At 69.9% G+C, this 23,503-nt stretch carries 16 protein-coding genes and 1 tRNA gene; 6 read left to right on the top strand and 11 right to left on the bottom strand.

What is annotated here, in order from left to right; genetic code table 11:
• Positions 1-54: 54 nt before the first annotated feature.
• On the bottom strand, positions 55-324 hold the full coding sequence (gene secE / locus ACWGSM_RS05875) for a preprotein translocase subunit SecE (protein WP_452322007.1): 270 nt from the start codon (positions 322-324) through the stop codon (positions 55-57).
• A 36-nt stretch (positions 325-360) separates the two neighbouring features.
• Positions 361-433: transfer RNA gene (locus tag ACWGSM_RS05870), tRNA-Trp, on the bottom strand.
• A gap of 198 nt (positions 434-631) precedes the next feature.
• On the opposite strand from ACWGSM_RS05870, the gene ACWGSM_RS05865 reads away from it, so the two are divergent.
• Together ACWGSM_RS05865 and ACWGSM_RS05860 are read left to right on the top strand one after the other, a co-directional pair.
• On the top strand, positions 632-2,476 hold the full coding sequence (locus tag ACWGSM_RS05865; RefSeq protein ID WP_452322006.1) for an HSP90 family protein: 1,845 nt from the start codon (positions 632-634) through the stop codon (positions 2,474-2,476).
• Positions 2,476-5,271, top strand: a complete 2,796-nt coding sequence (locus tag ACWGSM_RS05860) for a hypothetical protein (RefSeq protein WP_452322005.1) — start codon at positions 2,476-2,478, stop codon at positions 5,269-5,271. The genes ACWGSM_RS05865 and ACWGSM_RS05860 overlap by 1 nt, the downstream gene beginning before the upstream one ends.
• A gap of 599 nt (positions 5,272-5,870) precedes the next feature.
• Here ACWGSM_RS05860 and poxB read toward each other — a convergent pair.
• The 8 genes from poxB to gabT form a co-directional block, all read right to left on the bottom strand.
• Positions 5,871-7,595 (bottom strand): ubiquinone-dependent pyruvate dehydrogenase, encoded by a 1,725-nt coding sequence (gene poxB / locus ACWGSM_RS05855; RefSeq protein WP_452322004.1) that lies wholly within the window; start codon positions 7,593-7,595, stop codon positions 5,871-5,873.
• 39 nt (positions 7,596-7,634) lie between these two features.
• Positions 7,635-8,069 carry a pyridoxamine 5'-phosphate oxidase family protein gene (locus ACWGSM_RS05850; RefSeq protein ID WP_452322003.1) on the bottom strand — a complete coding sequence of 145 codons (435 nt, stop codon included), beginning with the start codon at positions 8,067-8,069 and terminating at the stop codon, positions 7,635-7,637.
• 99 nt (positions 8,070-8,168) lie between these two features.
• Positions 8,169-9,530 (bottom strand): NAD-dependent succinate-semialdehyde dehydrogenase, encoded by a 1,362-nt coding sequence (locus ACWGSM_RS05845; RefSeq protein WP_452322002.1) that lies wholly within the window; start codon positions 9,528-9,530, stop codon positions 8,169-8,171.
• Positions 9,531-9,598: 68 nt separating this feature from the next.
• Entirely contained in the window at positions 9,599-11,074 is a 1,476-nt protein-coding gene (locus ACWGSM_RS05840) for an NAD-dependent succinate-semialdehyde dehydrogenase (RefSeq protein ID WP_452322001.1), read from the bottom strand.
• A gap of 23 nt (positions 11,075-11,097) precedes the next feature.
• A complete protein-coding gene (locus tag ACWGSM_RS05835) occupies positions 11,098-12,663 on the bottom strand; it encodes an APC family permease (protein WP_452322000.1) in 1,566 nt (521 codons plus the stop codon).
• Entirely contained in the window at positions 12,663-13,556 is an 894-nt protein-coding gene (locus ACWGSM_RS05830) for a universal stress protein (protein ID WP_452321999.1), read from the bottom strand. The genes ACWGSM_RS05835 and ACWGSM_RS05830 overlap by 1 nt, the downstream gene beginning before the upstream one ends.
• The gene (locus tag ACWGSM_RS05825) at positions 13,553-14,938 is read right to left on the bottom strand and encodes a flavin monoamine oxidase family protein (protein ID WP_452322138.1); all 1,386 of its coding nucleotides are present in this window, start codon (positions 14,936-14,938) and stop codon (positions 13,553-13,555) included. The genes ACWGSM_RS05830 and ACWGSM_RS05825 overlap by 4 nt, the downstream gene beginning before the upstream one ends.
• A gap of 79 nt (positions 14,939-15,017) precedes the next feature.
• Complete coding sequence (gene gabT, locus ACWGSM_RS05820; protein WP_452321998.1) at positions 15,018-16,376, bottom strand: 4-aminobutyrate--2-oxoglutarate transaminase; 1,359 nt, start codon at positions 16,374-16,376, stop codon at positions 15,018-15,020.
• Between the two features lie 97 nt (positions 16,377-16,473).
• Between gabT and ACWGSM_RS05815 the strand changes: the two genes are divergently transcribed.
• The gene (locus ACWGSM_RS05815) at positions 16,474-17,979 is read left to right on the top strand and encodes a PucR family transcriptional regulator ligand-binding domain-containing protein (protein ID WP_452321997.1); all 1,506 of its coding nucleotides are present in this window, start codon (positions 16,474-16,476) and stop codon (positions 17,977-17,979) included.
• A 10-nt stretch (positions 17,980-17,989) separates the two neighbouring features.
• On the opposite strand, the gene ACWGSM_RS05810 is transcribed toward ACWGSM_RS05815, so the two are convergent.
• Positions 17,990-19,450 (bottom strand): helix-turn-helix domain-containing protein, encoded by a 1,461-nt coding sequence (locus ACWGSM_RS05810; protein WP_452321996.1) that lies wholly within the window; start codon positions 19,448-19,450, stop codon positions 17,990-17,992.
• Between the two features lie 142 nt (positions 19,451-19,592).
• On the opposite strand from ACWGSM_RS05810, the gene aceB reads away from it, so the two are divergent.
• From aceB to rraA, 3 genes are all read left to right on the top strand, one after another.
• On the top strand, positions 19,593-21,272 hold the full coding sequence (gene aceB, locus ACWGSM_RS05805) for a malate synthase A (protein ID WP_452321995.1): 1,680 nt from the start codon (positions 19,593-19,595) through the stop codon (positions 21,270-21,272).
• A gap of 30 nt (positions 21,273-21,302) precedes the next feature.
• Positions 21,303-22,898: an isocitrate lyase gene (locus tag ACWGSM_RS05800; protein WP_452321994.1), complete on the top strand. Its 1,596-nt coding sequence runs from the start codon at positions 21,303-21,305 to the stop codon at positions 22,896-22,898.
• A gap of 85 nt (positions 22,899-22,983) precedes the next feature.
• A complete protein-coding gene (gene rraA, locus ACWGSM_RS05795; RefSeq protein ID WP_452321993.1) occupies positions 22,984-23,448 on the top strand; it encodes a ribonuclease E activity regulator RraA in 465 nt (154 codons plus the stop codon).
• The last annotated feature ends 55 nt before the right edge of the window (positions 23,449-23,503 follow it).

Below are 23,503 nucleotides of genomic sequence, written 5' to 3'. Positions count from 1 at the left end.
TGCTTCTTTCCAATCGCTGCAACGGTCCGGTGTACGGCCGTCGACGTGGGTTCGTCAGCTCAGCGGAACTCCGAAGACGTAATGCGCCCCGGTTCCGAAGATCCAGTCGAGTCCGTAGACCAGACCCATGACGATCAGCACGAAGACGAACACCACGGTGGTGAACTTGGCGAGTTCCTTGCGGGTCGGCGTGACGACCTTGCGAAGTTCGCTGATGACCTGGCGGAAGAACAGGGCGATGCGTCCGAAGAAGCCGAGCTTGCTGTCGCGCAGGGCGTAGGTGCCCGTGGCGGCGATGTCGCCGCGAACGTCGTCCTGGTCCATGCACGTACCTTTCGTGAGTCAGCATGCGCTGACGCGCAGGGCGGACAGGAATCGAACCTGCAACCTGCGGTTTTGGAGACCGCTGCTCTGCCAATTGAGCTACCGCCCTAGAGACCGGTCGGCCTCTGGGTCCGCCTCCCCGCCGCGGCCCTGAGGCACGGTGAAGGATGCAGACAACTGCCCCTCAAGTGTACGGCATCCGCAACCGTGGGCAGAACCGTCGCCGACGCCCGCGTGAGTCGCGAGTGTCGGGCAGACTGGATGAGCCGGTCGCGACCGGCTGAGAACCGGTGATGAGAGGGGCGCAGTGGGCGCAGATGTGCAGCAGTTCCAGGTGGACCTCCGGGGAGTCGTCGATCTGCTGAGCCGGCACATCTACTCCGGCCCTCGCGTGTACCTGCGCGAACTGCTGCAGAACGCCCGCGATGCCATCGCCGCCCGCGCCGAGGTGGATGGCGGCGGCACCGGCATCCGGATCACCCCGCTCGCCGACGACGGCGGCGAGTTCGTGCTGCGCGACGACGGCGTCGGCCTGACGGCGGCCGAGGTCGCCGATCTGCTCGCCACCGTGGGTCGCAGCTCGAAGCGCGACATCTTCGACATGCCGCGCAGCGACTACCTCGGACAGTTCGGCATCGGGCTGCTGAGCTGCTTCATGGTGTCGGATCGCATCGTCATCCGCTCGCGCAGTGCGCGCGGCGGTGCGGGAGTGGAGTGGACGGGCAGCTCCGACGGCACGTTCCAGGTCGTCGAGCTCGACGAGGACGTGCCGATCGGCACCAGCGTGCACCTCACCCCCCGTTTCGAGCACGCCGACCTGCTGCGCCCCGCCGCGGTCAGGCAGCTCGCGCAGGACTTCGGCGAGTTCCTGCCCGTGCGGGTCACGATCGCGATGCCAGGGGGCGATGTCGAGATCACACGCCCCGCGCCGTTCCTCGGCGAAGGAGACGCGGGCGCCGCCCTCGCGTACGGCCGCGACCTGATCGGCGCGACCCCGATGGACGTCATCGAGATCTCGGAGCCGGCCACCGGCACCCGCGGCCTCGCCTACGTGCTCCCGTTCGCGCCGCCGCCGAACCTGCGACAGGCGACGCGCACCTATCTCGGCCGGATGCTGCTGGCCGAGCGCTCGGCGGAGGTGCTGCCCGACTGGGCGTTCTTCGTGCGCGCGGTCGTCGACTCGACGGGCCTCTCCCCCACCGCGAGCCGCGAGTCCCTCGTCGAAGACGCATCTCTCGAGCACGTGCGCGACCAGCTGGGTGCGGGCATCCGCCGCTGGGTGCTCGAGCTCGGGCTCACGGCGCCGCACCTGCTCACCCAGTTCGTCGCGGTGCATGAGCAGGGCCTGAAGTCGCTCGTGCGCCACGACGACGAACTCGCCCGCTTCATCACGCGCTGGCTGACGGTCGAGACCAACCACGGCAGTGCGCGGATCGGTGATCTCGTCGAGCAGCACCGCCACGTGCGCTATGCGCGCACCGTCGACGAGTTCCGTCAGGTGGCCGGTGTCATCCCGGCATCCGAGATCCTCGTCAACGGCGGCTACCTGTACGACGCCGACCTCATCGCCGGCCTGCCGGGGCTGTTCCCCGAGGTCACCGTCGAGCAGATCGACGTGACCGGCGAGCTCGACCGGCTCGACCCGCCTCCCCTCGACGACCGGCAGGCGGCGATCGCGCTGGAGGCGCGCGCGAGCGCCGTGCTCGCCGACTCCGGATGCGCGGTGATCGTGCGGACGATCGACCGCGCCGATCTCAGCGGACTCTACGTCGCCGATCCTCGCGTGCTGCGGGCGATCGACCGCGGCCGCACCAAGGGCATCGCCGGCGGGCTGTGGGGCGGCGTGCTGTCGCGGATCGACGACACGGTCGGCGATGCGGCCGACGACGACCTGCGCGCGCGGCTGTGCCTGAACTGGTCGAACCGTGTGGTGCGCACCCTCTCCGCGGTCGAGGACGACGCCGTGTTCTCGCGCACGGTGCAGCTGCTGTACATCCAGGCGCTGCTCGCCGGCCACCACCCGCTGACCGATGCCGACCGGTCACTGCTGACCACGGCCCTGACCGACCTCGTCGCACTGTCGGCGGGGGTGCGCGACGACTTCCCCTTCGACGGGCTCGATCTGCCGCGCAGTCTCACCGAGGAGCCCTGATGACCGACTCGACGACACGATTCCGGCGGCTGCTCGAGGAGATCGACAGCACTCCGTGGGGTCCGCACGAGCAGGCACTCACGGCCGAGGCCGTCGCGCTCGCCCAGGAGCTCGACGACGAGCAGCTCGAGTACCAGGCGCGCATGCGCCAGACGGCGTCGGCGAACATGGGCGGGCTCACCGACGTGATGCTGAACTCGTTCGCGTGGTGCCTCGCCCACCACGACGCCGACCCGCAGCGCTTCCCGCTCGACATCGAGAACGGGGCCGCCGACCTCATGTGGCAGTTCAAGTGGATGGCCGCGACGCTGCGCGCGTCACCGGCGTTCTCGAGCGCGCAGATCGCAGCCGTGCTCGATGACATGGAGGCGCACTACCGGCGCGCCGGGATCGGCATGAGCGGGGTCCTCACGGCGCGCTTCGAAGACGCCTGGGCCTCGGGCCGGATGGACGACGCCGAACGGCTGCGCGGTCTGCTCGAGACGACGCCCCGCGACGACTACAGCCACTGCGATGCCTGCGGCCGCAGCCAGAACGCCGGGTTCTTTGCCGTCACCGATCGCGACGAGCAGGCGATCGACCTGGTCGAGGAGATGATCGAGGGCGGCTTCTCGTGCGGTGAGGAGCCCGAGCACGCCCTGTCGCGCGTGCTGCTGCCGTATCTGCGCACCGATCGTCTCGACGACGCGCGGTCGGCGCACCTGCGCAGCTACCGGCTCGCGAAGGACAACCCCGACAATCTCGGGATCGTCGCGAACAACATCGTGTTCGCTGCGGTCACCGGCAACGAGGCTCGGGCGCTCACGCTGGTCGAACGTCATCTGTCGTGGCTGGCGCACGACCCGCTCAACGTCGACGGGCACTTCGCGATGCTGTCGGCCGTCTCCTTCGCCCTCGACCGCGTGGCCGCGGTCGGGCACGGCGACGCGACCGTGCGCGGCGCGGACGCCCCCGGCCTCGGTGCGTTCTTCGGGGAACACGACGACGAGTGGACGGCATCCGCCCTCGCCGCCGCGGCGAGCGCCGCCGCCGACCGCATCGGCGCCGAGTTCGACGCCCGCGACGGCTCGGACTGGCACGCGCAGCGCCGGGCACGCATGCACGCGCTGGCCGGTGCGCGCTGGGACGTGCCCATCCGCTCGGACGCGTTCGCAGTCGAGGCGCGCGCGCCCGAGCCGCAGGATACCGAGGGCTGGTACGAGCGCGCCCTCGCGCTGACCGGGTACGGCTCCGAGCAGGATGCGCTGGCCGCGGCCGAACGCGCCGGCGAGCTCGCCGACGCCGAGAAGCGGGCGCGGCTGCTCGGTGTGCGCATCGGCGCGCTCGCGTCGCTCGCGGAGTGGACCACGGCAGAGGCGCTGCTGCCGCTGCGCGGTGCCGCGCTGCGGGAAGCCGGTCGCCCGGAGCAGGCCGAGCTGGAGGCGCGCCGCGGACTCTCGCTGTTCGGGCGCGACGATGTCGGCGATCACTCGGGCCTCGAGCAGGAGTGGGCGGATGCCACCCGCCTGCCGGCCTGGTCGCGCGGCGACGTCGCGCTGACCCTGGCGGCGCTGCGGTTGAGAGGCGACGATCCCGTCGGTGCGGTTGAACTCACCGAGCACGCCGCTGCGTGCTTCGCCGAGGCCGGCGACGACCGGCTGGTGGCATCGAGCCGGATGCTGCGCGCCATGGCGTGCACGGCTCAGGGCGAGATCGAGCAGGCGCACGCTCTGCTCGAGTCGCTGCTGGCCGACGACGCCCTGAACCCGGGTCAGCGGGCGCGTCTGCTCGAGATGCGAGCGCGGCTGCACGGCGGCGCGGGTCGGCTCGAGGAGGGCGCCCGCGACGCCGACGCCGCAGCAGGCATCCTGACCACGCTCGGCGCGGCCGTCGCGCTGGCCGAGGCTCAGATGCTCGCCGGCGCGCTGTGGGACGACGCCGGGTACCCCGATCAGGCCGTGCCGCGGTACCGTGCGGGCATCCGCCTGATGCGCGAGCGCGACGCCGATGTCAGCGGCGCGGGGTTCCGGCTCGGGCGGGCGATGCTCGCGGCCGGTTTCGCGGCCGAGGCCGCCGAGCTGCTCGGCGACGTGCTGCAGCGCGAGGAGGGCGACGGGGCATCGGCGGCGTCGCGCGCGATGACGGCCGGCGTGCTGGGCCGTGCGCTGGCCGCCGCTGACGAGTACGGCCAGGCGATGGGTGCGTACGGCTACGCGGCGGAGCTGCATGCCGAGGCCGAGGAGCCCGCCGAACAGGCCCTCGTGCTCACCGAGCAGGCCAAGATCCTCGCGCGATTCGGCGAGCACTCCGACGCTCGCGACCTGCTCGAGCAGGCAGCCGAGCTGGTGCGCCCCACCGACGCGGTCGGCGCGATCGTCGAGGTGCTGCACAACCTCGGGCAGCTGTACGGCGGTGCACGCGACGAGCGCGCGTTCGCTCTGTTCGAGGAGGTGCGCGCCCTCGCGGTCGAGCACGAGGCGGACTGGCTGATCGCCGACGTCACCGACTCGCGCGGCCGCGCGCTGCTCGAGTTCGACCGCATCGACGAGGCGATCGCGGCGCTGCTCACCGCAGCCGACGGCTTCGCGGCGATCGGTGATCCCGGATCGGCAGGCGGGTCGGAGCTGTTCGCCGCCCGCACGCTCGCCGGTGTCGACCGCCTCGACGACGCGGTGCCGCTGTACCGCAGCGTGCTCGACCGGGGCGCCGAGATTCCACCGCTGCGCCAGGTGGCCGCCCTCGAGCTGGGCGACGTGCTCGAGAGGCTCGGCCGCACGGGCGAGGCCACCCAGGTGCGCGCTCTGCTCGACGAGTAGGTCGCGCCGACTCGGCATCCGGCATCCCGTATCCCGCATCCCGCATCCCGACTCATCCGACGTAGGTGAACACGCGAGCGCAGGACGAAACACCCGGATTCTCTCCTACCTCCGCCTGTTGGCCTACGCTGGCGCGGGCAGGCGGGCCCGACAAGCCCACCAGCCGCTCGGATGCCCGGCATCCGGCACTCCTCCTCATCCGCCTCATCCTCATCCGCATCCGCATCCGCATCCGGCATCTCGACTCATCCGACGTAGGCGATCACGCGAGCGCAGGACGAAACACGCAGGTTTCTCCTGCCTCCGCCTGTTCACCTGCGCTGCCGCGGGCAGGCGGGCCCGACAAGCCCACCCAGCCGCTCGGATGCCCGGCATCCGGCACTCCTCCTCATCCGCCTCATCCGCATCCGCATCCGCATCCGGCAACCGGCATCCCGACTCATCCGACGTAGGCGAACACGCGAGCGCAGGACGAAACACGCAGGTTTTCTCCTACCTCCGCCTGTTCACCTGCGCTGCCGTGGGCAGGCGAACAGGCGGGCAGGCGAACAGCCGACGCTCCGCGACGCACGACCGGGCGCGCCCGGCGGCGCGGCGCGTCAGAAGAGCTGACGCCAGTTCGCCTTCGCGAGATCCAGCAGCTCGTCGCCGCGGCCCGACATGACGGTGCGGATCGCATAGAGGGCGAAGCCCTTCACCTGCTCGGCGCTGATCGACGGCGGCATCGACAGCTCCTGCCTCTCGGCGACCACGTCCAGCAGCGCGGGCCCGTCGTGGGCGAGCACCTCTGCCACGGCATCCGGCAGATCCTCCGACCGCTCGACCCGGCGCGCGAAGATGCCGAGAGCCGACGCGACCGCAGCGAAGTCGGGATTGTTCAGGTCGGTGCCGTAGGTGACGAACCCGGCCGCCTTCATCTCGAGCTCGACGAAGTTCAGTGACGAGTTGTTCACCACGACGACCTTCACGGGCAGCCGGTTCTGGGTGATCGTGATCAGCTCGCCGAGCATCATCGCCAGTCCCCCATCGCCGGCGAGCGCGATCACCTGCTGGTCGGGCCGGGCGGTCTGCGCGCCGATCGCGTGCATGATCGCGTTCGCCATCGACCCGTGCGTGAACGAGCCGATCAGGCGCCTCTGCTCGGTCATCGAGAAGTAGCGCGCCGCCCAGACGGTCGGGGATCCGACATCCGCCGTGAAGATCGCGTCGGACGCCGCCGCCTCGTCGATCAGCCGGGCGAGGTACTGCGGATGGATCGGCGCCTTGCCGCGAGCGGGCACAGCCAGCTCATCCAGCTTCGCCCTCGTCTTGCGGTAGTGCGCGACAGCATCGTCCAGATGCGAACGGTCGCTCTTCTCGGCCAGCCGCGGCAGCAGCGCCTCCACGGTCGCCTTCACGTCGCCGACGAGGCCGAGATCGAGCGGATGCCGCCGGCCGAGCTGCGAGCCGCGGATGTCGACCTGGATCGTCGTCGCGTTCTCGGGGTAGAACTGCGTGTACGGGAAGTCCGACCCGAGCACGAGAAGCACGTCGGCCGCCTCCATCGCGCGGAATCCGGACGCGAAGCCGAGCAACCCGGTCATCCCGACGTCGAAGGGGTTGTCGTACTCGATGTGCTCCTTGCCGCGCAGCGCGTGCACGATCGGGGCGGCGAGCCGGTCGGCCAGGGCGACGACCTCGTCATGCGCGCCCTCGACGCCGGCACCGGCGAGGATCGTCACTTTGCGTGTGCCGTTGAGCAGGGTCGCCGCCTGCTCGAGCTCTGCCGGGCTGGGCGTGATCACGGGGTTCGTGCGCGGGATGACGACGGCGCGGTCGTCGGCGATCTCGGCGAGGGCCACGTCGCCGGGGATAACCAGCACCGCGACTCCGCGCTGCTCGATGGCCGCGCGCATCGCGATCTCCATCAGTCGCGGCATCTGCGTCGGGTCGGCCACGTACTCGACGTACACGCTCGACTCGCGGAACAGCTCCTGCGGGTGGGTCTCCTGGAAGTACCCCGTGCCGATCTCGACCGTGGGGATGTGGGCGGCGATGGCGAGCACCGGCACTCGCGAGCGGTTGGCGTCGTAGAGCCCGTTGATCAGGTGCAGGTTGCCCGGGCCGCAGGAGCCGGCGACGACCGCGAGATCGCCGGTGAGCGCGGCATCGGCTGCCGCCGCGAAGGCGGCGGATTCCTCGTGCCGCACGTGCACCCACCGGATCGTGCCGTCCTTGCGCAGCGCGTCGGTGAACCCGTTAAGCGAATCTCCGGGGAGACCGTAGATCCGGTCGACGCCGTTGACGCGAAGCGTGCGGACCATGTTCTCAGCGACGTTCGTCATGCCTCGACCCTACGCTCACGACGTCGACGGAGGGCCGGGTCAGTAGTCGGAGACGCCGTACCGCTCCGGCTCCCCGGTGCGCTGGAACGCGCGTCCACTCACCGACGACGGCCGGATGCGCACGTAGTTGTACTTGAGCGTCGGCACCCACGGCTTCAGTCCGAGCCGGTCGGCCGCTTCGCGCTCATCGAGGGTGTCGAGGGTGTGCGCGCTGCCGCGCACGATGACGCTCCAGGCGTCGGCATCCGTATGCTCGTCGACCTCGAAGAGCACCTCGTGATTGACGGTCAGCTCGATGAGCTTGCTGCCCTCCGCGGTGCGGAAGACGATCGATGTTCCGTCGGTGACGAAGTTGACCGGGAAGATGTCGATCACCTCACCCACCCGGGTGACCAGACGCCCCAGCTCGGATCCCTGAAGGCGCTGCCAGCATTCCCCTTCGCTCAGCCGGATGACCGGATCCTCAGTGGTCATGACGCGCTCCTTCCGTCTGGTTCGAGAGTATCCCCGAAGACGACGACGCGGTACGGGCAGAAACCGCCCGTACCGCGTCGAAAGGAGTGCTGGTGATGCTCAGGCCGCGCGGATGAGCTTCTTGTTGACGAACTCGTCAGCCGCCAGCAGACCCAGCTCGCGCGAGGTGCCGCTGCGCTTCACGCCGCCGAAGGGCAGCTCGGGGCTGTCGGCGAGGGCGGTGTTCACGTAGACCATGCCCGCCTCGATGCGGTTCGCGACCCGGTCGGCCTGCTCGGAGTCGGTCGTGAACACGTATGAACCGAGGCCGAAGGTCGTGTCGTTGGCGAGCTCGACGGCGGCATCCTCGTCGGCGACGCGGTATACGACGGCGGCCGGGCCGAAGAGCTCCTCGCGGTACACGTCCATCTCGGGCGTCACGTCGGCCAGCACGGTGGGTGCGAAGAACGCGCCCTCGCGGGTGCCGCCGGTGAGCAGGGTCGCCCCCTGCGCGACGGCCGTGTCGACCTGCTGCTGCAGTCGCTCGGCGGCCGCGAGCGACGACAGCGGGCCGAGCACGGTGTCCTCCTGCGTCGGGTCCTCGGCCGAGATGGCGGCGAGCGACGCGACGAACTTCGAGGTGAACTCGTCATAGAGCTCGTCGACGATCACGAAGCGCTTCGCGCCGTTGCACGACTGCCCGTTGTTGTCGATGCGCGCGTCGACCGCGAGCTGCACGACGGAGTCGAGGTCGTCGGCCGAGAGCACGATGAACGGGTCGGACCCGCCCAGCTCGAGCGCGACCTTCTTGAGGTTGCGGCCGGCGACCTCGGCGACGGCGGCGCCGGCACGCTCGGAGCCGGTGACCGAGACGCCGTGCACGCGCGGGTCGGCGATGATGTTCGCCGCCTGCTCGTTGGTGGCGTACACGTTCACGTACGCGCCCTCCGGCAGACCGGCGTCGCGGTAGATGGCCTCGATCGCCGCAGCCGATTCGGGGCACTGCGGGGCGTGCTTGAGGATGATCGTGTTGCCGATCGCGAGGTTGGGAGCCGCGAAGCGGGCGACCTGGTACGCCGGGAAGTTCCACGGCATGATGCCCAGCAGCGCACCGAGCGGTGCCCGGCGCACCACGGCGGTTCCCTCACCGAGGATGTCGAGCGGCTGGTCGGCCGTGATCACCTCGATGTTGTCGGCGTAGTACTCGATGATGTCGGCGGCGAACTCGACCTCGCCGACCGCGGCGGCGATCGGCTTGCCCATCTCGCGCACGATGATGGCGCCGAGTTCGTCCTTGCGCTCGCGGTGTAGCTCGGCGATGCGACGGATCACCGTGGCGCGGTCTGCCGGCGCGGTCGCGCCCCATGTCTTCGCAGCCGCGGCGGCGGCCGCGACGGCTTGCTCGATCTGCTCGTCGGTGGCGGTGTCGTAGCCGGCGACGGTCTCGCCGGTGGCCGGGTTGACGACGGCGTAGTCGGTCATGTCGGTTCCTCTCGTAGGGGCGGATGCTGAGGTGGGCCCGCGACGCGGCCGTGGGCCCACTACGCGGGTCAGCTGTTCGGAATCAGGGTGTACTTGGTCGACAGGTACTCGTGGATGCCCTCGGCGCCGCCTTCACGGCCGATGCCGGACTGCTTCACACCACCGAAGGGAGCGGCGGCGTTCGAGACGACGCCGACGTTCAGACCCATCATGCCCGTCTCCAGCGCGTCGATCATCCGGTGTCCTCGCGCGAGATCCTCGGTGAACACGTACGACACCAGCCCGTACTCGGTGTCGTTCGCCAGCCGCACGGCCTCGGCCTCGTCGGCGAAGGTCGCGATGGCGAGCACCGGTCCGAAGATCTCCTCGCGGAGGATCGCGCTGCCGGCGACCACATCCGTGAGCACGGTGGGCTGGTAGAACGTGCCGGTGCCCTCGACGGCCTTGCCGCCGGCCAGCACGCGGGCCCCGCGGTCGACGGCGTCGCCGACGAGCTCCGCCGCCTTCGCGACGGCGTCTTCGTCGATCAGCGGACCGATGGCCACCCCGTCTTCGGTGCCGCGGCCGATCTTCATCGCCTGCACACGCTCGGTGACGCGGCGCGCGAACTCCTCGGCGACGCCCTCGTGCACGATGAACCGGTTTGCGGCGGTGCAGGCCTGGCCGATGTTGCGGAACTTCGCCATCATCGCTCCGTCGACCGCCTTGTCGAGATCGGCGTCCTCGAAGACGACGAACGGCGCGTTGCCGCCCAGCTCCATCGACACCCGCAGGATGCCGTCGGCGGCCTGCGCGATGAGCTTGCGGCCCACCTCGGTCGACCCCGTGAACGACAGCTTGCGCAGACGCGGGTCGGCGATGATCGGCGCCGACAGCGCGCCGGAGCGCGAGGTCTGCACGACGTTGACGACACCGGCGGGCAGCCCCGCCTCTTCGAGCAGCTTCGTGAAGAAGATGGTCGTCAGCGGCGTCAGTGCCGGCGGCTTGATGACCACGGTGCAGCCGGCCGCGAGGGCGGGGGCGATCTTGCGGGTCGCCATCGCGAACGGGAAGTTCCACGGGGTGACGAAGAACGACGGCCCCACCGGTCGCTGCGACACGATCATCTGGCCGGTGCCCTCGGGGTTGCTGCCGTAGCGGCCGCTGATGCGCACGGCCTCCTCGCTGAACCAGCGCAGGAACTCGCCGCCGTAGACGACCTCACCGCGCGCCTCGGCGAGCGGCTTGCCCATCTCGAGAGTCATCAGCAGCGCGAGGTCCTCCTTGTGCTGCTGTACGAGGTCGAAGGCACGCCGCAGGATGTCGCTGCGGGTGCGTGGGGCGGTGGCCGCCCAGGCATCCTGAGCGGCGACGGCTGCGTCGAGTGCCCGGATGCCGTCGGCGGGCGTCGCGTCGGCGATCGACGCGATCACCTCGTTGGTCGCGGGGTCGCGCACGTCGAAGGTGCGCCCCTGCTCGGCATCCGTCCACTGCCCGCCGATGAAAAGGCCGCCGGGTACGCGGGAGAGGAGTTCCTGCTCGTTCGATGCGAGTGTCATGTTCATCTCGATTCTGTAGGAAGGGATGGTCAGCGCCGGCGAGCACTGGGCGGGGCGTCCACTCCCAGCGTCTCACCGCGGAAGAAGGCGGGGGCGAAGATTCTCTGCACGAACATCAGCACCACGCCGAAGACGAGCAGGCCGACGCCGATGAAGAACACGATGCCGATGCCGCCCTCGCCGTTCGCGTCGGCGCCGATCGCGATCGACCCGTAGTCGGGCGCGAGGCTGTCGGTCGCGGTGATGACGAAGAGCACGAGCAGGATGATGCCGCCGACGAGCGGGCTGGCGAACTTGAAGAAGAAGTCCTTGCCCGAGTCGAACCACTGTCGACGGAAGTACCACACGCACGACAGGGCGGTGATGCCGTAGTAGAAGCAGATCATCATGCCGAGCGCCAGGATGGTGTCCCACAGGGCGTCTTCGCTGAGGAAGCGCATCACGGCGTAGAACCCGCCCGCGACGAACGCGGACGCGATCGTCGCGTATCCGGGGGTGAAGAACCGCGGGTTGACGCGCGCGAACTTCTTGGGCATCGCGCCGTAGTGGCCCATTGCGAGCAGCGTCCTCGCGGGCGAGATGAACGTCGACTGCAGCGACGAGGCCGACGAGGTGAGCACGGCGAGCGAGAGCAGGAAGGCGAGGCCGCCCATCACCGGGCCGGACAGCGCGAAGAACACGTTGCCGCCGATGTCCTCGTTCGTGAGCCCGAGACCCTTGTCGCCGATCCCGGAGTACATCAGGCTGCTGACGGTGAGCAGCAGGTAGATCGCGATGATCGAGACGACCGTGAGCATGGCGGCTCGCCCCGGCGTGCGCTCGGGGTCCTTCGCCTCCTCGTTCATCGTGAGGGTGACATCCCACCCCCAGAACATGAAGACGGATGCCGAGAGGCCCATCACGATCATCGAGATCCCGCCCTGGATCTCGAACGGGTTGAACCACGCCAGCTCCGGCAGGTTCGCCTCGAAGGCCCCGCCCTGCAGGGTCTCGACGATCGCCATCACGGCGAAGAGCACAAGGATCACGACCTGGAACGCGACCAGGCCGTACTGCAGCTTCTGCGACGTCGACACGTCGCGGTACGACACCCAGGTGGCGAGCGCGACGAAGATCAGGCACACCGCGACGTTCACGAACGGGTTGCGCGTGATCGAGGCGATATCGTCGTTGCCGGAGATCTGCGAGATCAGCAGGAAGAGGAAGTCGACGGCGATGCCGGCGAGATTCGACAGCACGAGGATGGTCGCGACGATCAGGCCCCACCCGGCCATCCACCCGACGTACGGGCCGAACGCACGGGTGGCCCAGGTGAAGCTCGTGCCGGAGTCGGGCATGGCCTTGTTGAGCTCGCGGTACCCGAAGGCCACGAGCAGCATCGGGATGAAGCCGAGCAGCAGGATGGCGGGGACCTGGAACCCGACGGCGCCCACCGCGCCGCCGATCCCGGCGGTGTACGTGTACGCCGGGGCGATGCACGAGATGCCCATCACGAGGGCGCCGAGAACGCCGACGGTGCCGACGCTGAGCCCCTTTCGGGAGATCCCGGTGGTGACTCGGGAGTCGGGCTCCATCGCCCGATCGATGCTGGACATCAGCGTTCTCCTGCCTCGGCGCGCGGGCGCGGGACGACGATCATGGGTACGGGCAGCTCGTGCAGCATCTTCGCCGCAGTCGAGCCCAGGAAGAGGCGGCGGGGCTGGGCGAGCCGGCTGGAGCCGACCATGACGACCTCGCCCGGATGCCAGCGCAGATGCGCCACGGCGTCTTCGACGCTGTCGCCCGCTGCGCGCTCGACCTCGGCGGCGACGCCCTCGGGAAGCGAGGCACGCACCTGTGCGAGCACGTCATCTCCGTGCGCGTTCTGCGCGAGGGTGATCGCACCGGTGTCGAGACCGGCAGGCACGTCGAACGGCACGAGCGAGACGAGGCGCAGGGTGCCGCGCGCTGCGGTGGCGAGCTCGACGGCGGCGTCGAGCAGGGCGTCCGCGCCGGCGCGCGTGCCGACCGCCGCGGTCACCCGCGGGATCGGCACCCCGGCGTCGGTGTCGCGGTGGGAGCCTGCAGGCGCCAGGGCGACGGGGATGGGCGACGAATGCACGAGCTCGGATGCCACCGAGCCGAGCCGGTGACGGCCGAGGGTGGAGCCGTTGCCGGCGCCGACGACGATGAGGCGTGCGTCGAACTCCTCGCCCGCGGCGATGATGCCCTCCGCGAAGGATTCGTTGAAGCGCACGTGTCCGAGGCAGCGGACGTCGGCCGGCACCTGGGCGACGGCCGCCCGCAGCCATTCCTCGGCCTGGGCGCGCACGTGCGCCTCGAAGGCACGCTCCGGGGGGACCACTGCCGCGCTGCGGGTGCCCTCCGGCGGAAGCACGATGACGAGATCGAGGGGCGCATCGATGCTGCGCGCCAGTCTCGCGCCGAGGGCGAGGGCGTCGGCACCGGCATCCGTCGCCGTGTAGCCGACGACGATCGACCCGGTCACGCCTCGGCGACCTCGGCGCCGGCCTTCTCGAGGATCTGTGCGGCGGCGAGGCGGCCCATCCGGATCGCGCCGTCGACGTGCTGGTAGCCGGCGCCTGCCATGTCGCTGCAGGCGAAGTGGATCGGACCGACGGCGGCCCGCAGGTCGGCGCCGTAGCGGTGCAGGCCGCCCATGTCGAAGCTCGCGGCGTACGCACCGCGCGTCCACTCCTCGCTGCCCCAGTCGCTCTCGTAGTACACGACCGGGTTCTTCGCCTCGGGACCGTAGTAGTGCGACAGCGACTCGAGGATGCGCTGCTTGCGCTCCTCGGCGCTCAGCGTGAACAGCTCGTCGGCGTTCCGGTCGCTGACGAAGCCCACGAGCGTTCCTCGCTCGTCGCCGTGGTTGGTGTTGTCGTACGCCTCGTGGGAGAGCTCGTACGGGCTGAACGCGGTGCCGCTGAGCCCCTGCTCGCGCCAGAACGGGCGGTCGTACACGGCGTGCACCTTGATCACGAAGCCCATCGAGAGGTGCTGGTGCAGCTGGTGCTGGCGGCGCGGCAGCGGCGGCACGAACGAGATGCGGTCGTACAGCACGGGGGCGTGCGCGAGGATCGCGTGCTTCGCGCGGACGGTCATGCCGTCGGCGTGCGCGACGACTCCCTCGTCCGACCACTCGAGGGTGCGCACGGGCTGGTTCAGGAACATGTCGTCGCCGAGGCGCTCGGCGAGCAGCTGCGGGACCTGCTGCAGGCCGCCGACGACGCGCTTGTCGAGGATGAAGTCCGCGTCGACGAGATTCGAGTAAGACCCGGCGGATGCCGCCATCAGCAGCGACTGCAGCAGCGAGAACGCGTGGGTCGGCTTGGTGAGCATGGCAGAGCCCGTCGCGAACGCCAGGTTGCGCACCGCCTCGTCATCGTCGGTCTGCCGCCGCAGCCAGGCGTCCCAGGTGATCGAGTCCCACTCGGCGGCGTTCGGGTGCGCCCACGGGCGGTCCGGGTCGATCTCGGCGACCATCGCATCGAGGCGGTCGGTGATCGCGGCGATCGTCGCCTCGGTCTCGGCCGACACGGGGAACATCTCGCCCGTGAAGCGGTGCAGCGTGCCGTCGGGTCCGACGTAGACGCTGTCTCCCTCGCGGTAGCGGTCGAAGGTCTCAAGGCCCAGCTCGGTGATGGTCTCCTTCAGCGCGTCCTGATCGGGCGACACCCACTGGCCGCCCAGCTCCAGCATGGCGCCCTCGATCACGTCAGTCCACAGCCGGCCGCCGACGCGGTCGCGCGCCTCGAGCACGGCGACCGACAGGCCGGCCTTGCGCAGCTCGTTTGCCGCGGTGGTGCCGGCGGCTCCCGCGCCGACGATGACGACGTCGCGCGTGATGGCGTGGTCGGTCATGGTGATCTCCTTTGATACGTGATGTCTGTCGGGTCTGTGTCGGCCGCGACCCCTGATCCCCCGACCAGGGTCACGGCCGACCGTCTCAGGCGCGCTGCAGCGCGGCGGCGAGGACGTCGATGCCCTCGTTCAGAAGGTCGTCGCCGATCGACAGCGGCGGCAGGAAGCGGATGACGTTGCCGAAGGTGCCGCAGGTGAGGATGATGACGCCCTCTGCCACGCATGCCTTGACGACGGCGGCGGTCAGCACGGCATCCGGAGCGCCGCTCTCGGCGTCGACGAACTCGACGGCGATCATGGCGCCGTGGCCGCGGATCTCGCCCAGACGCGCGTCGTTCTCGCGGATCGCCTGGAGGCGCTCGGTGAGCAATGCGCCGATCTGCTGCGCGCGCTCGATGAGCCCGTCGTTCTCGAACGCGTCGATCGCGGCGAGCGCGGCGGCGCAGGCGATCGGGTTGCCGCCGTAGGTGCCGCCGAGACCGCCGGCGTGTGCGGCGTCCATGATCTCGGCACGGCCGGTGACCCCGGCGAGCGGCAGGCCGGCGGCGATGCCCTTCGCGGTGGTGATCAGGTCGGGCTCGATGCCGAAGATCTCGCTGGCGAATATCGCGCCGGTGCGGGCGAAGCCGGTCTGCACCTCGTCGGCGATGAAGACCACGCCGTTGTCGCGGCACCAGGCCACGACCGCGTCGAGGAAGCCGTCGGCGGGCACGATGAATCCGCCTTCGCCCTGGATGGGCTCGATGATCACGGCGGCCAGGCTGTCGGCGCCGATCTGCTTCTCGATCAGGGTGATGGCGCGCTCGGCCGCCTCGGCGCCGGTCAGCCCGTCGCGGTACGGGTACGAACCGGGCACGCGATACACCTCGGGGGCGAACGGACCGAAGCCGGCCTTGTAGGGCATCGACTTTGCGGTCAGCGCCATGGTGAGGTTGGTGCGGCCGTGGTAGCCGTGGTCGAAGGCGACGACCGCCTGACGACCGGTGTGCTTGCGGGCGATCTTGATCGCGTTCTCCACAGCCTCGGCGCCCGAGTTGAACAGCGCGGTCTTCTTCGCGAAGTCGCCGGGGGTCAGGCGGTTGAGCGCCTCGGCCACGTCGATGTACGACTCGTACGGAGACACCATGAAGCAGGTGTGCGTGAACTGCGCGGCCTGTGCGGCGACGGCGGCGGCGACCTTGGGGTGCGCGTTGCCGACGCTCGTCACGGCGATGCCCGAGCCGAGGTCGATGAGCGAGTTGCCGTCGGCGTCGACCACGACGCCGCCGCCCGCGGCGACGACCGAGACGGGCATGGAGTGCGCGACGCCGGCGGCGACCGCGTCGGCCTTGCGGGCGAGGATCGCGGCTGAGCGGGGCCCGGGCAGCTCGGTGACGATGCGACGGACCTGCTCGAGGGTGGGTCCGCCTGCGGGAGTCGTGGAGGTCTCGTCGATGAGGGTCATGAGGCGAGGCTACGACTCGGACACACCGCACGCACTCGCCAGAGCGTACACTTCGGAGTGAGGTCTCGCCGTACCGTACAAGAACGAGGAGGCTCAGGTGCCGAACACCACCCCGCCCACGCTGCGCACGCTGCTCGGACACGCGCATCTGCACCTGACTCTCGTGTCAGCCGAGCAGTCCCTCGCCGACGGGGCGCTCGACGGGCCGGTCCGAGGAGTGCACAGCTCGGACCTGCTCGACCCGACGCCGTTCCTCGCCGATGACCTCGTGCTGATGACCACCGGCAGCCAGTTCGCCGATCACGACGAGCGCGGGGTCAGCGACTACGTCACCCGTCTCGTGGGCCGCGGCGTGCGGGCGCTGGGCTTCGGCTCCGGAGTGCACCGGGTGGGGCCGCCGGACGAACTCGTCACCGCGTGCGCCGCGGCCGGGCTCGCCCTGTTCGACGTGCCCTACGACATCCCTTTCCTCGCCGTCGCCCGTGCCCACGCGGAGGCGATGGCGTCGCACGCGTACGCTCGTCGCACCTGGGCGCTCGACGTGCAGCGCGCGCTCGCCCTCGCCGCGCTGCGCCCGCGCGGCCTGGAAGCGACGCTCGCAGAGCTCGCCCGGCGGCTGGACTGCTGGGTCGGACTGTTCGATTCGAGCGGGACGATCGCGCAGGAGCATCCGTCTCCTCTCGCGACCGGGGCGGATGCGGTGGCGGATGCCGTCGCCGACCTGCTCGGCAGGGGGACGACCGCGACCAGGTCGCTCGACGGTGGCGATCGCACCGTGACGCTCTTCACCCTCGGCCGCAGCTCCCAGCTGAAGGGTGTGATCGCCGTGGATCTGCATCCCATCGACGCGGAGGCCCGCGCCGTGATCACGACGGCGATCGCCATGGCGGGGCTGGCGCTCGAGCAGAGCGAGCAGCTCGCCCGCGGGCGCCGACGCATGCACACTCAGCTGCTCGCCTCGCTGCGGGCGGATGACCCCATCCTCGCGCGGCGCACGCTCGGCGCCCTGCCGCCCGCACCGATCGTCGTCGCGACCGCCGCCGACGCACCGGTCGACGCGATCGTCGGCTGGTTCGAGCGGCAGCGGTCGGTCGGCGGCACCGTGTCGTTCGTGGCGGAGGATGCCGACGGGCTGACGATCTGCCTCGGCGCAGCCTCGAGGGGCCTGCTCGAGCAGGTGGCGTCGCGCTTCGGCATCCGGATCGGCGCATCGGAACCGGCGGATTACGACACATTCGCGCATGCGCATGCCCAGGCGACGGCCGCTCTGCAGCGCCCGGGCGGCCCAGGGGTGATCGGATACCACGACGTCGGATCCGGCGGAGTGCTCGATGCGCTCGTCTCAGCCGAGACACGCACCCTGGCCCGCACGCGACTCGCGCCGCTGCGCGCGCACGATGCGACCACGGGTGCCGAGCTGGAACGCACCGTGCGGGCCTGGCTCGAGCACGACGCCCGAGGCGAGCAGGCTGCCGCGGCGCTGGGCATCCATCGGCACACGCTGCGCAGCCGCATCGCGCAGGCCGCAGCGCTGCTCGGCACCGACCTCGCCTCGTTCCCCGCGCGCGCGGAGCTATGGGCCGCGCTGCGCGCAGCGGGGTGACCGCCCGCGCTCAGCGCGGCGCGTGCGCTTCGAGGAACTCGTACACATCGGTGGTGTCGACACCGGGGAACGACCCCGTCGGCAGGGTGGCCAGCAGGGTGCGCGGGGTGCGCACGTTCGGCCACGCCTGATCACGCCAGCGCTGCTCGAGCTCGGCGGGCGCGCGGCGGCAGCAGGTCTCGACCGAATGCTTCGACACGCCCCGGTTCGTGGTGTCGCGCCCGACGAACCACTTCGTGTCGTCGAAGCGCACACCCACGCTCACCGAGTGCAGTCCCTCGCTCGACGGCTCGACGCGCGCGGTGCACCAGTAGGTGCCGTTGCCGGTGTCGGTGTACTGGAAATAGGGGTTGAAGCGGTCGTCGACGTCGAAGACCGCGCGGCTCGTCCATCGGCGGCAGCACATCTGCCCCTCGATCGAGCCGAGGCGGTCGGTCGGGAAGTTCACGTCATCGTTCTCGTAGGCCTTGGTGATGGTGCCCGACTCGTGCACCTTGAGGAAGTGCACCGGGATGCCCAGGTGCCGCGTCGCGAGATTGGTGAACCTGTGCGCTGCGGTCTCGTATGAGATGGAGTAGGCGTCGCGCACGTCTTCGACCGAGATGGCGCGACGCTGCTTGGCATCCTGCAGCACGGGCACGACGTGCGCCTCGGGCACGAGCAACGCGCCGGTGAGGTAGTTCGTCTCGACCCGCTGGCGCAGGAACTCGGCATAGCTGCGCGGCTCGGAATGCCCGAGGATGCGGCTCGACAGCGCCTGCAGCACGGCCGTGCGCGCATCGCCCTTCGCCGGAACGCTGCTCGAGAGGTACAGCCGGCCGTGCGCGAGATCGGCGACGCTGCGGGTGGACTGCGGCAGGTCGGGCGCGTAGTGCAGGGTGAAGCCGAGATGGGCGGCGATCTCCGACGCGGTGCGCTGCGTGAGCGGTCCGCCCGGGTGCCCCACGGCATCGAGGATCTCGCGTGCCTGCGCCTCGAGATCGGCGAAATAGTTGTCCTGCCGGCGCATGAGATGGCGCAGCTCGAGGTTGGCTCGGCGCGCCTCCTCCGGCGTGGCGGCGCGCTCGTCGCGCAGCCGCTCGATCTCGCCGTGCAGGGCCAGCATCGCGTCGATCGCGTCGTCGGAGAGCGACTTGCCGATCCGGAACGACGGGATGCCGAGGGCCTGGAAGGTCTGGCCCTTCATGGCGCGTTCGAGCGCGATCTCGCGGGTCGCGCGCTCGTCGAGAGGCTCGCCCTCGAGCAGGCCGTCGAGGGTCGTGCCGAGCACCTTCGCGATCGCCTGCAGCAGGGTGAGCTTGGGTTCGCGCTTGCCGGTCTCGAACATCGACACCTGGCTGGGCGCGCGGTCGATGCGCGCGGCGAGCTCTTCGAGCGTCATCCCCTGCGCGGTGCGCAGCTGGCGGATGCGCCGGCCGATGGTCAGCGCGTCCGCCTCTGAGCTGGATTCCTGAGCCGGTCGAAGGGTCATACGGGGAAGTCTGTCACAGAAACAGAAATTCGACCTAACTTCACTCCCGTTCTGGTCATTCCGGATGCTGTTCTTCACCCACAGTGGATCTCACACCACCCGGCCATCCCGGCCGATCGGACACTGACGGAGGAGACAGATCATGAGCATTCCCACTGCGACCGCACCGACTCGCACCGGCGCCGCAGCCGTCTCCGCCGATCTCGGCCCGACGCTGCACGTCACCGGACCGCGGCTCGACCGTCAGGACGAGATCCTGACCGCGGAGGCCATCGCGTTCCTCACCGAGCTGCACCATCGCTTCGGCGGACGCCGCCTTGATCGCCTCGCCGACCGGCAGCGCGCACGGTTCGAGATCGGCAACGGCCATGACCCGCGCTTCCGCGACGACACCGCGCACATCCGCGACGACGACGCCTGGCGGGTCGCCGGCGCCGGGCCCGGCCTGGAAGACCGCCGCGTCGAGATCACCGGGCCCACCGACCCGAAGATGACGATCAACGCCCTCAACTCCGGCGCCAAGGTGTGGCTCGCCGACCTCGAGGACGCGACCAGCCCGACCTGGCGCAACATCATCGGCGGCCAGCTGTCGCTGCGCGATGCGATCCGCGGCGAGCTGACCCACACGAGCGCTGACGGCCGCGAGTACCGGGTCACCGCCGAGCAGACGCCCACGATCGTGATGCGCCCCCGCGGCTGGCACCTGAGCGAGAAGCACGTCGCGTTCACCGACCGCTCGGGCCGTCGGCTCACGGCATCCGCCTCCCTGGTCGACTTCGGTCTGTACTTCTTCCACAACGCGCGGAAGCTCATCGACGCCGGACGCGGGCCGTACTTCTACATCGCCAAGCTCGAGTCCCGCGAGGAGGCCCGGCTGTGGAACGACGTCTTCTCGTTCAGTGAGGAGTACATCGGGATCCCGCACGGCACCATCCGCGCGACCGTGCTGATCGAGACGCTGCCCGCGGCGTTCGAGATGGACGAGATCCTCTACGAACTGCGCGACCACTGCGCCGGCCTCAACGCCGGCCGCTGGGACTACATCTTCTCGATCATCAAGAACTACCGCGGGCGCGGTGCACGGTTCGTGCTGCCCGACCGCAGCGAGGTCACCATGACGGTGCCGTTCATGCGGGCGTACACCGAGCTGCTCGTGAAGACCTGCCACCGGCGCGGAGCGCACGCGATCGGCGGGATGAGCGCGTTCATCCCGAACCGCCGCGACGCACAGGCCACCGAGCGGGCGCTCGAGAAGGTCGCCGCCGACAAGCGACGCGAAGCCGGCGACGGATTCGACGGCACCTGGGTGGCACACCCCGATCTCGTCGCCACCGCGAAGGCCGAGTTCGACGCGGTGCTCGGCGAGCGCCCGCACCAGCTCGACCGCCGACGCGACGACGTCGAGGTGTCGGCTGCCCAGCTGCTGGATCTGCGCATCGGCCGGCCGGTGACGGCGGCCGGCGTCCGCGAGAACGTCTCGGTGGCGATCCGCTACCTCGAGGCCTGGCTGCGCGGTCAGGGCGCGGTCGCCATCGACGGTCTCATGGAAGACGCGGCGACCGCCGAGATCAGCCGCTCGCAGGTGTGGCAGTGGATCCACCAGGACCGCCGCACCGACGAAGGCACCGCGATCACCGTGGACTACGTCGAGGGCCTGATCGACGAGGTGCTCGCCGAGAGCCGTCCTTCGACCGGTTCAGGGGCGCAGCAGGACCGCTTCGACGACGCCGCCGAGATCTTCCGCCAGGTCGCGTTGCAGCCCGAGTTCCCTGCCTTCCTCACCCTGCCGGCGTACTCCCGCTACCTGACCGACAACGACTGACCCATCCGCTCATCACACGAAGGACATGCCATGACCCGCTACCAGGACGACATCGCCGCCATCCGGCAGCTCACGGACGCTCAGGGCTCCGGCTGGGCCGCCATCGACCCCGAGTCGGCAGCGCGCATGCGAGCACAGAACCGGTTCCGCACCGGACTGGAGATCGCGCAGTACACGGCCGACATCATGCGGCGCGACATGCAGGAGTACGACGCCGACAGCTCGGTGTTCACGCAGTCGCTCGGCGTCTGGCACGGCTTCATCGGACAGCAGAAGCTGATCTCGATCAAGAAGCACCTGAAGTCGACGAGCAAGCGCTACCTGTACCTGTCGGGCTGGATGGTCGCGGCCCTGCGTTCCGAGTTCGGTCCGCTCCCCGACCAGTCGATGCACGAGAAGACCGCGGTGCCCGCGCTGATCGAAGAGCTGTACACGTTCCTGCGGCAGGCGGATGCCCGTGAGCTCGACCTGCTGTTCACCCAGCTCGACGACGCGCGGGCGGCCGGTGATGACACCGCCGCAGAGTTCATCCAGTCGCAGATCGACGGGTACGAGACCCACGTCGTGCCGATCATCGCCGACATCGACGCCGGTTTCGGCAATCCCGAGGCGACGTACCTGCTCGCGAAGAAGATGATCGAGGCTGGCGCCTGCGCCATCCAGATCGAGAACCAGGTGTCGGACGAGAAGCAGTGCGGACACCAGGACGGCAAGGTCACCGTGCCGCACGAGGACTTCCTCGCGAAGATCAACGCGGTGCGCTACGCGTTCCTCGAGCTCGGCATCGACAACGGCATCATCGTCGCCCGCACCGACTCGCTGGGAGCCGGCCTCACCCAGAAGATCGCCGTCTCGCGCGAGCCGGGCGACCTGGGCGATCAGTACAACTCCTTCCTCGACGTCGAGGAGATCGCTCCGGCCGACCTGGGCGACGGCGATGTCGTGATCAAGCGCGACGGCAGGCTGCTGCGCCCGAAGCGACTGGCCAGCAACCTCTACCAGTTCCGCCCGGGCACCGGCGTCGACCGGGTCGTCCTCGACTGCATCACCTCGCTGCAGCATGGCGCTGATCTGCTGTGGATCGAGACCGAGAAGCCGCACGTCGAGCAGATCGCCGGGATGGTCGACCGCATCCGCGAAGTGGTCCCGAACGCGAAGCTGGTCTACAACAACAGCCCGTCGTTCAACTGGACGCTGAACTTCCGCCAGCAGGCCTACGACCTGCTCGCCGAGCGCGGCGACGACGTGTCGGCGTACGACCGCGACAGGCTCATGAGCGTCGAGTACGACGACACCGAGCTCGCCGCGCTGGCCGACGAGAAGATCCGCACCTTCCAGCGCGACGGATCGGCGCGGGCCGGCATCTTCCACCACCTCATCACCCTGCCGACCTACCACACGGCCGCGCTGTCGACCGATGACCTCGCGAAGGGCTACTTCGGCGACGAGGGCATGCTCGCGTACGTGAAGGGCGTGCAGCGCCGCGAGATCCGCGGCGGCATCGCCACCGTCAAGCACCAGAACATGGCGGGCTCCGACCTGGGCGACAACCACAAGGAGTACTTCGCCGGCGAGGCCGCACTGAAGGCCGGCGGTCAGCACAACACGATGAACCAGTTCAGCTGATCTCATCGAGGGAAGCAGAGGCCGGATGCCGCACAAGCATCCGGCCTCTGCCACGCCGTCCCTCCCAACCTGATAGGAGTGAGTCATGATCTCCACCGCCGACCTCTATGACGTGCATGGCGACGACCTGCAGTCCCTGCCCCTTCAGCTGCGCTCGTTCGGAGGGCACGTCTCCTTCGAGGGCTCGATACGCACCGTCCGATGCTTCCAGGACAACGCTCTGCTGAAGTCGGTGCTCTCCTCCCCCGGTGCGGGCGCGGTGCTCGTCGTCGACGGCGACGGCTCGTACGGCACGGCGCTGATGGGCGACATGATCGCGCAGCTCGCGATCGACAACGGCTGGGCGGGGGTCGTCATCCACGGCTGCATCCGCGACAGCGCCGCGATCTCGGCCATGCCACTGGGCGTGAAGGCGCTCGGCACCAACCCCCGCAAGAGCGGCAAGCAGGGCACGGGCGAGGTCGACGTCGCGGTCGAGTTCGGCGGAGTCGCGTTCCGCCCGGGAGCCCGGCTGTACGCCGACGAGGACGGCGTGCTCGTCGAACGCTGACCACCGGCATCCGGGCAAGAATCGGGATTCCTCCGGATCGCGAGGATTCCCCGGT

This window comes from Microbacterium sp. NPDC055521, from assembly GCF_053619695.1.
The sequence above is the reverse complement of the archived record's forward strand: the minus strand, read 5'-3'. Positions and strand labels throughout refer to the sequence as shown.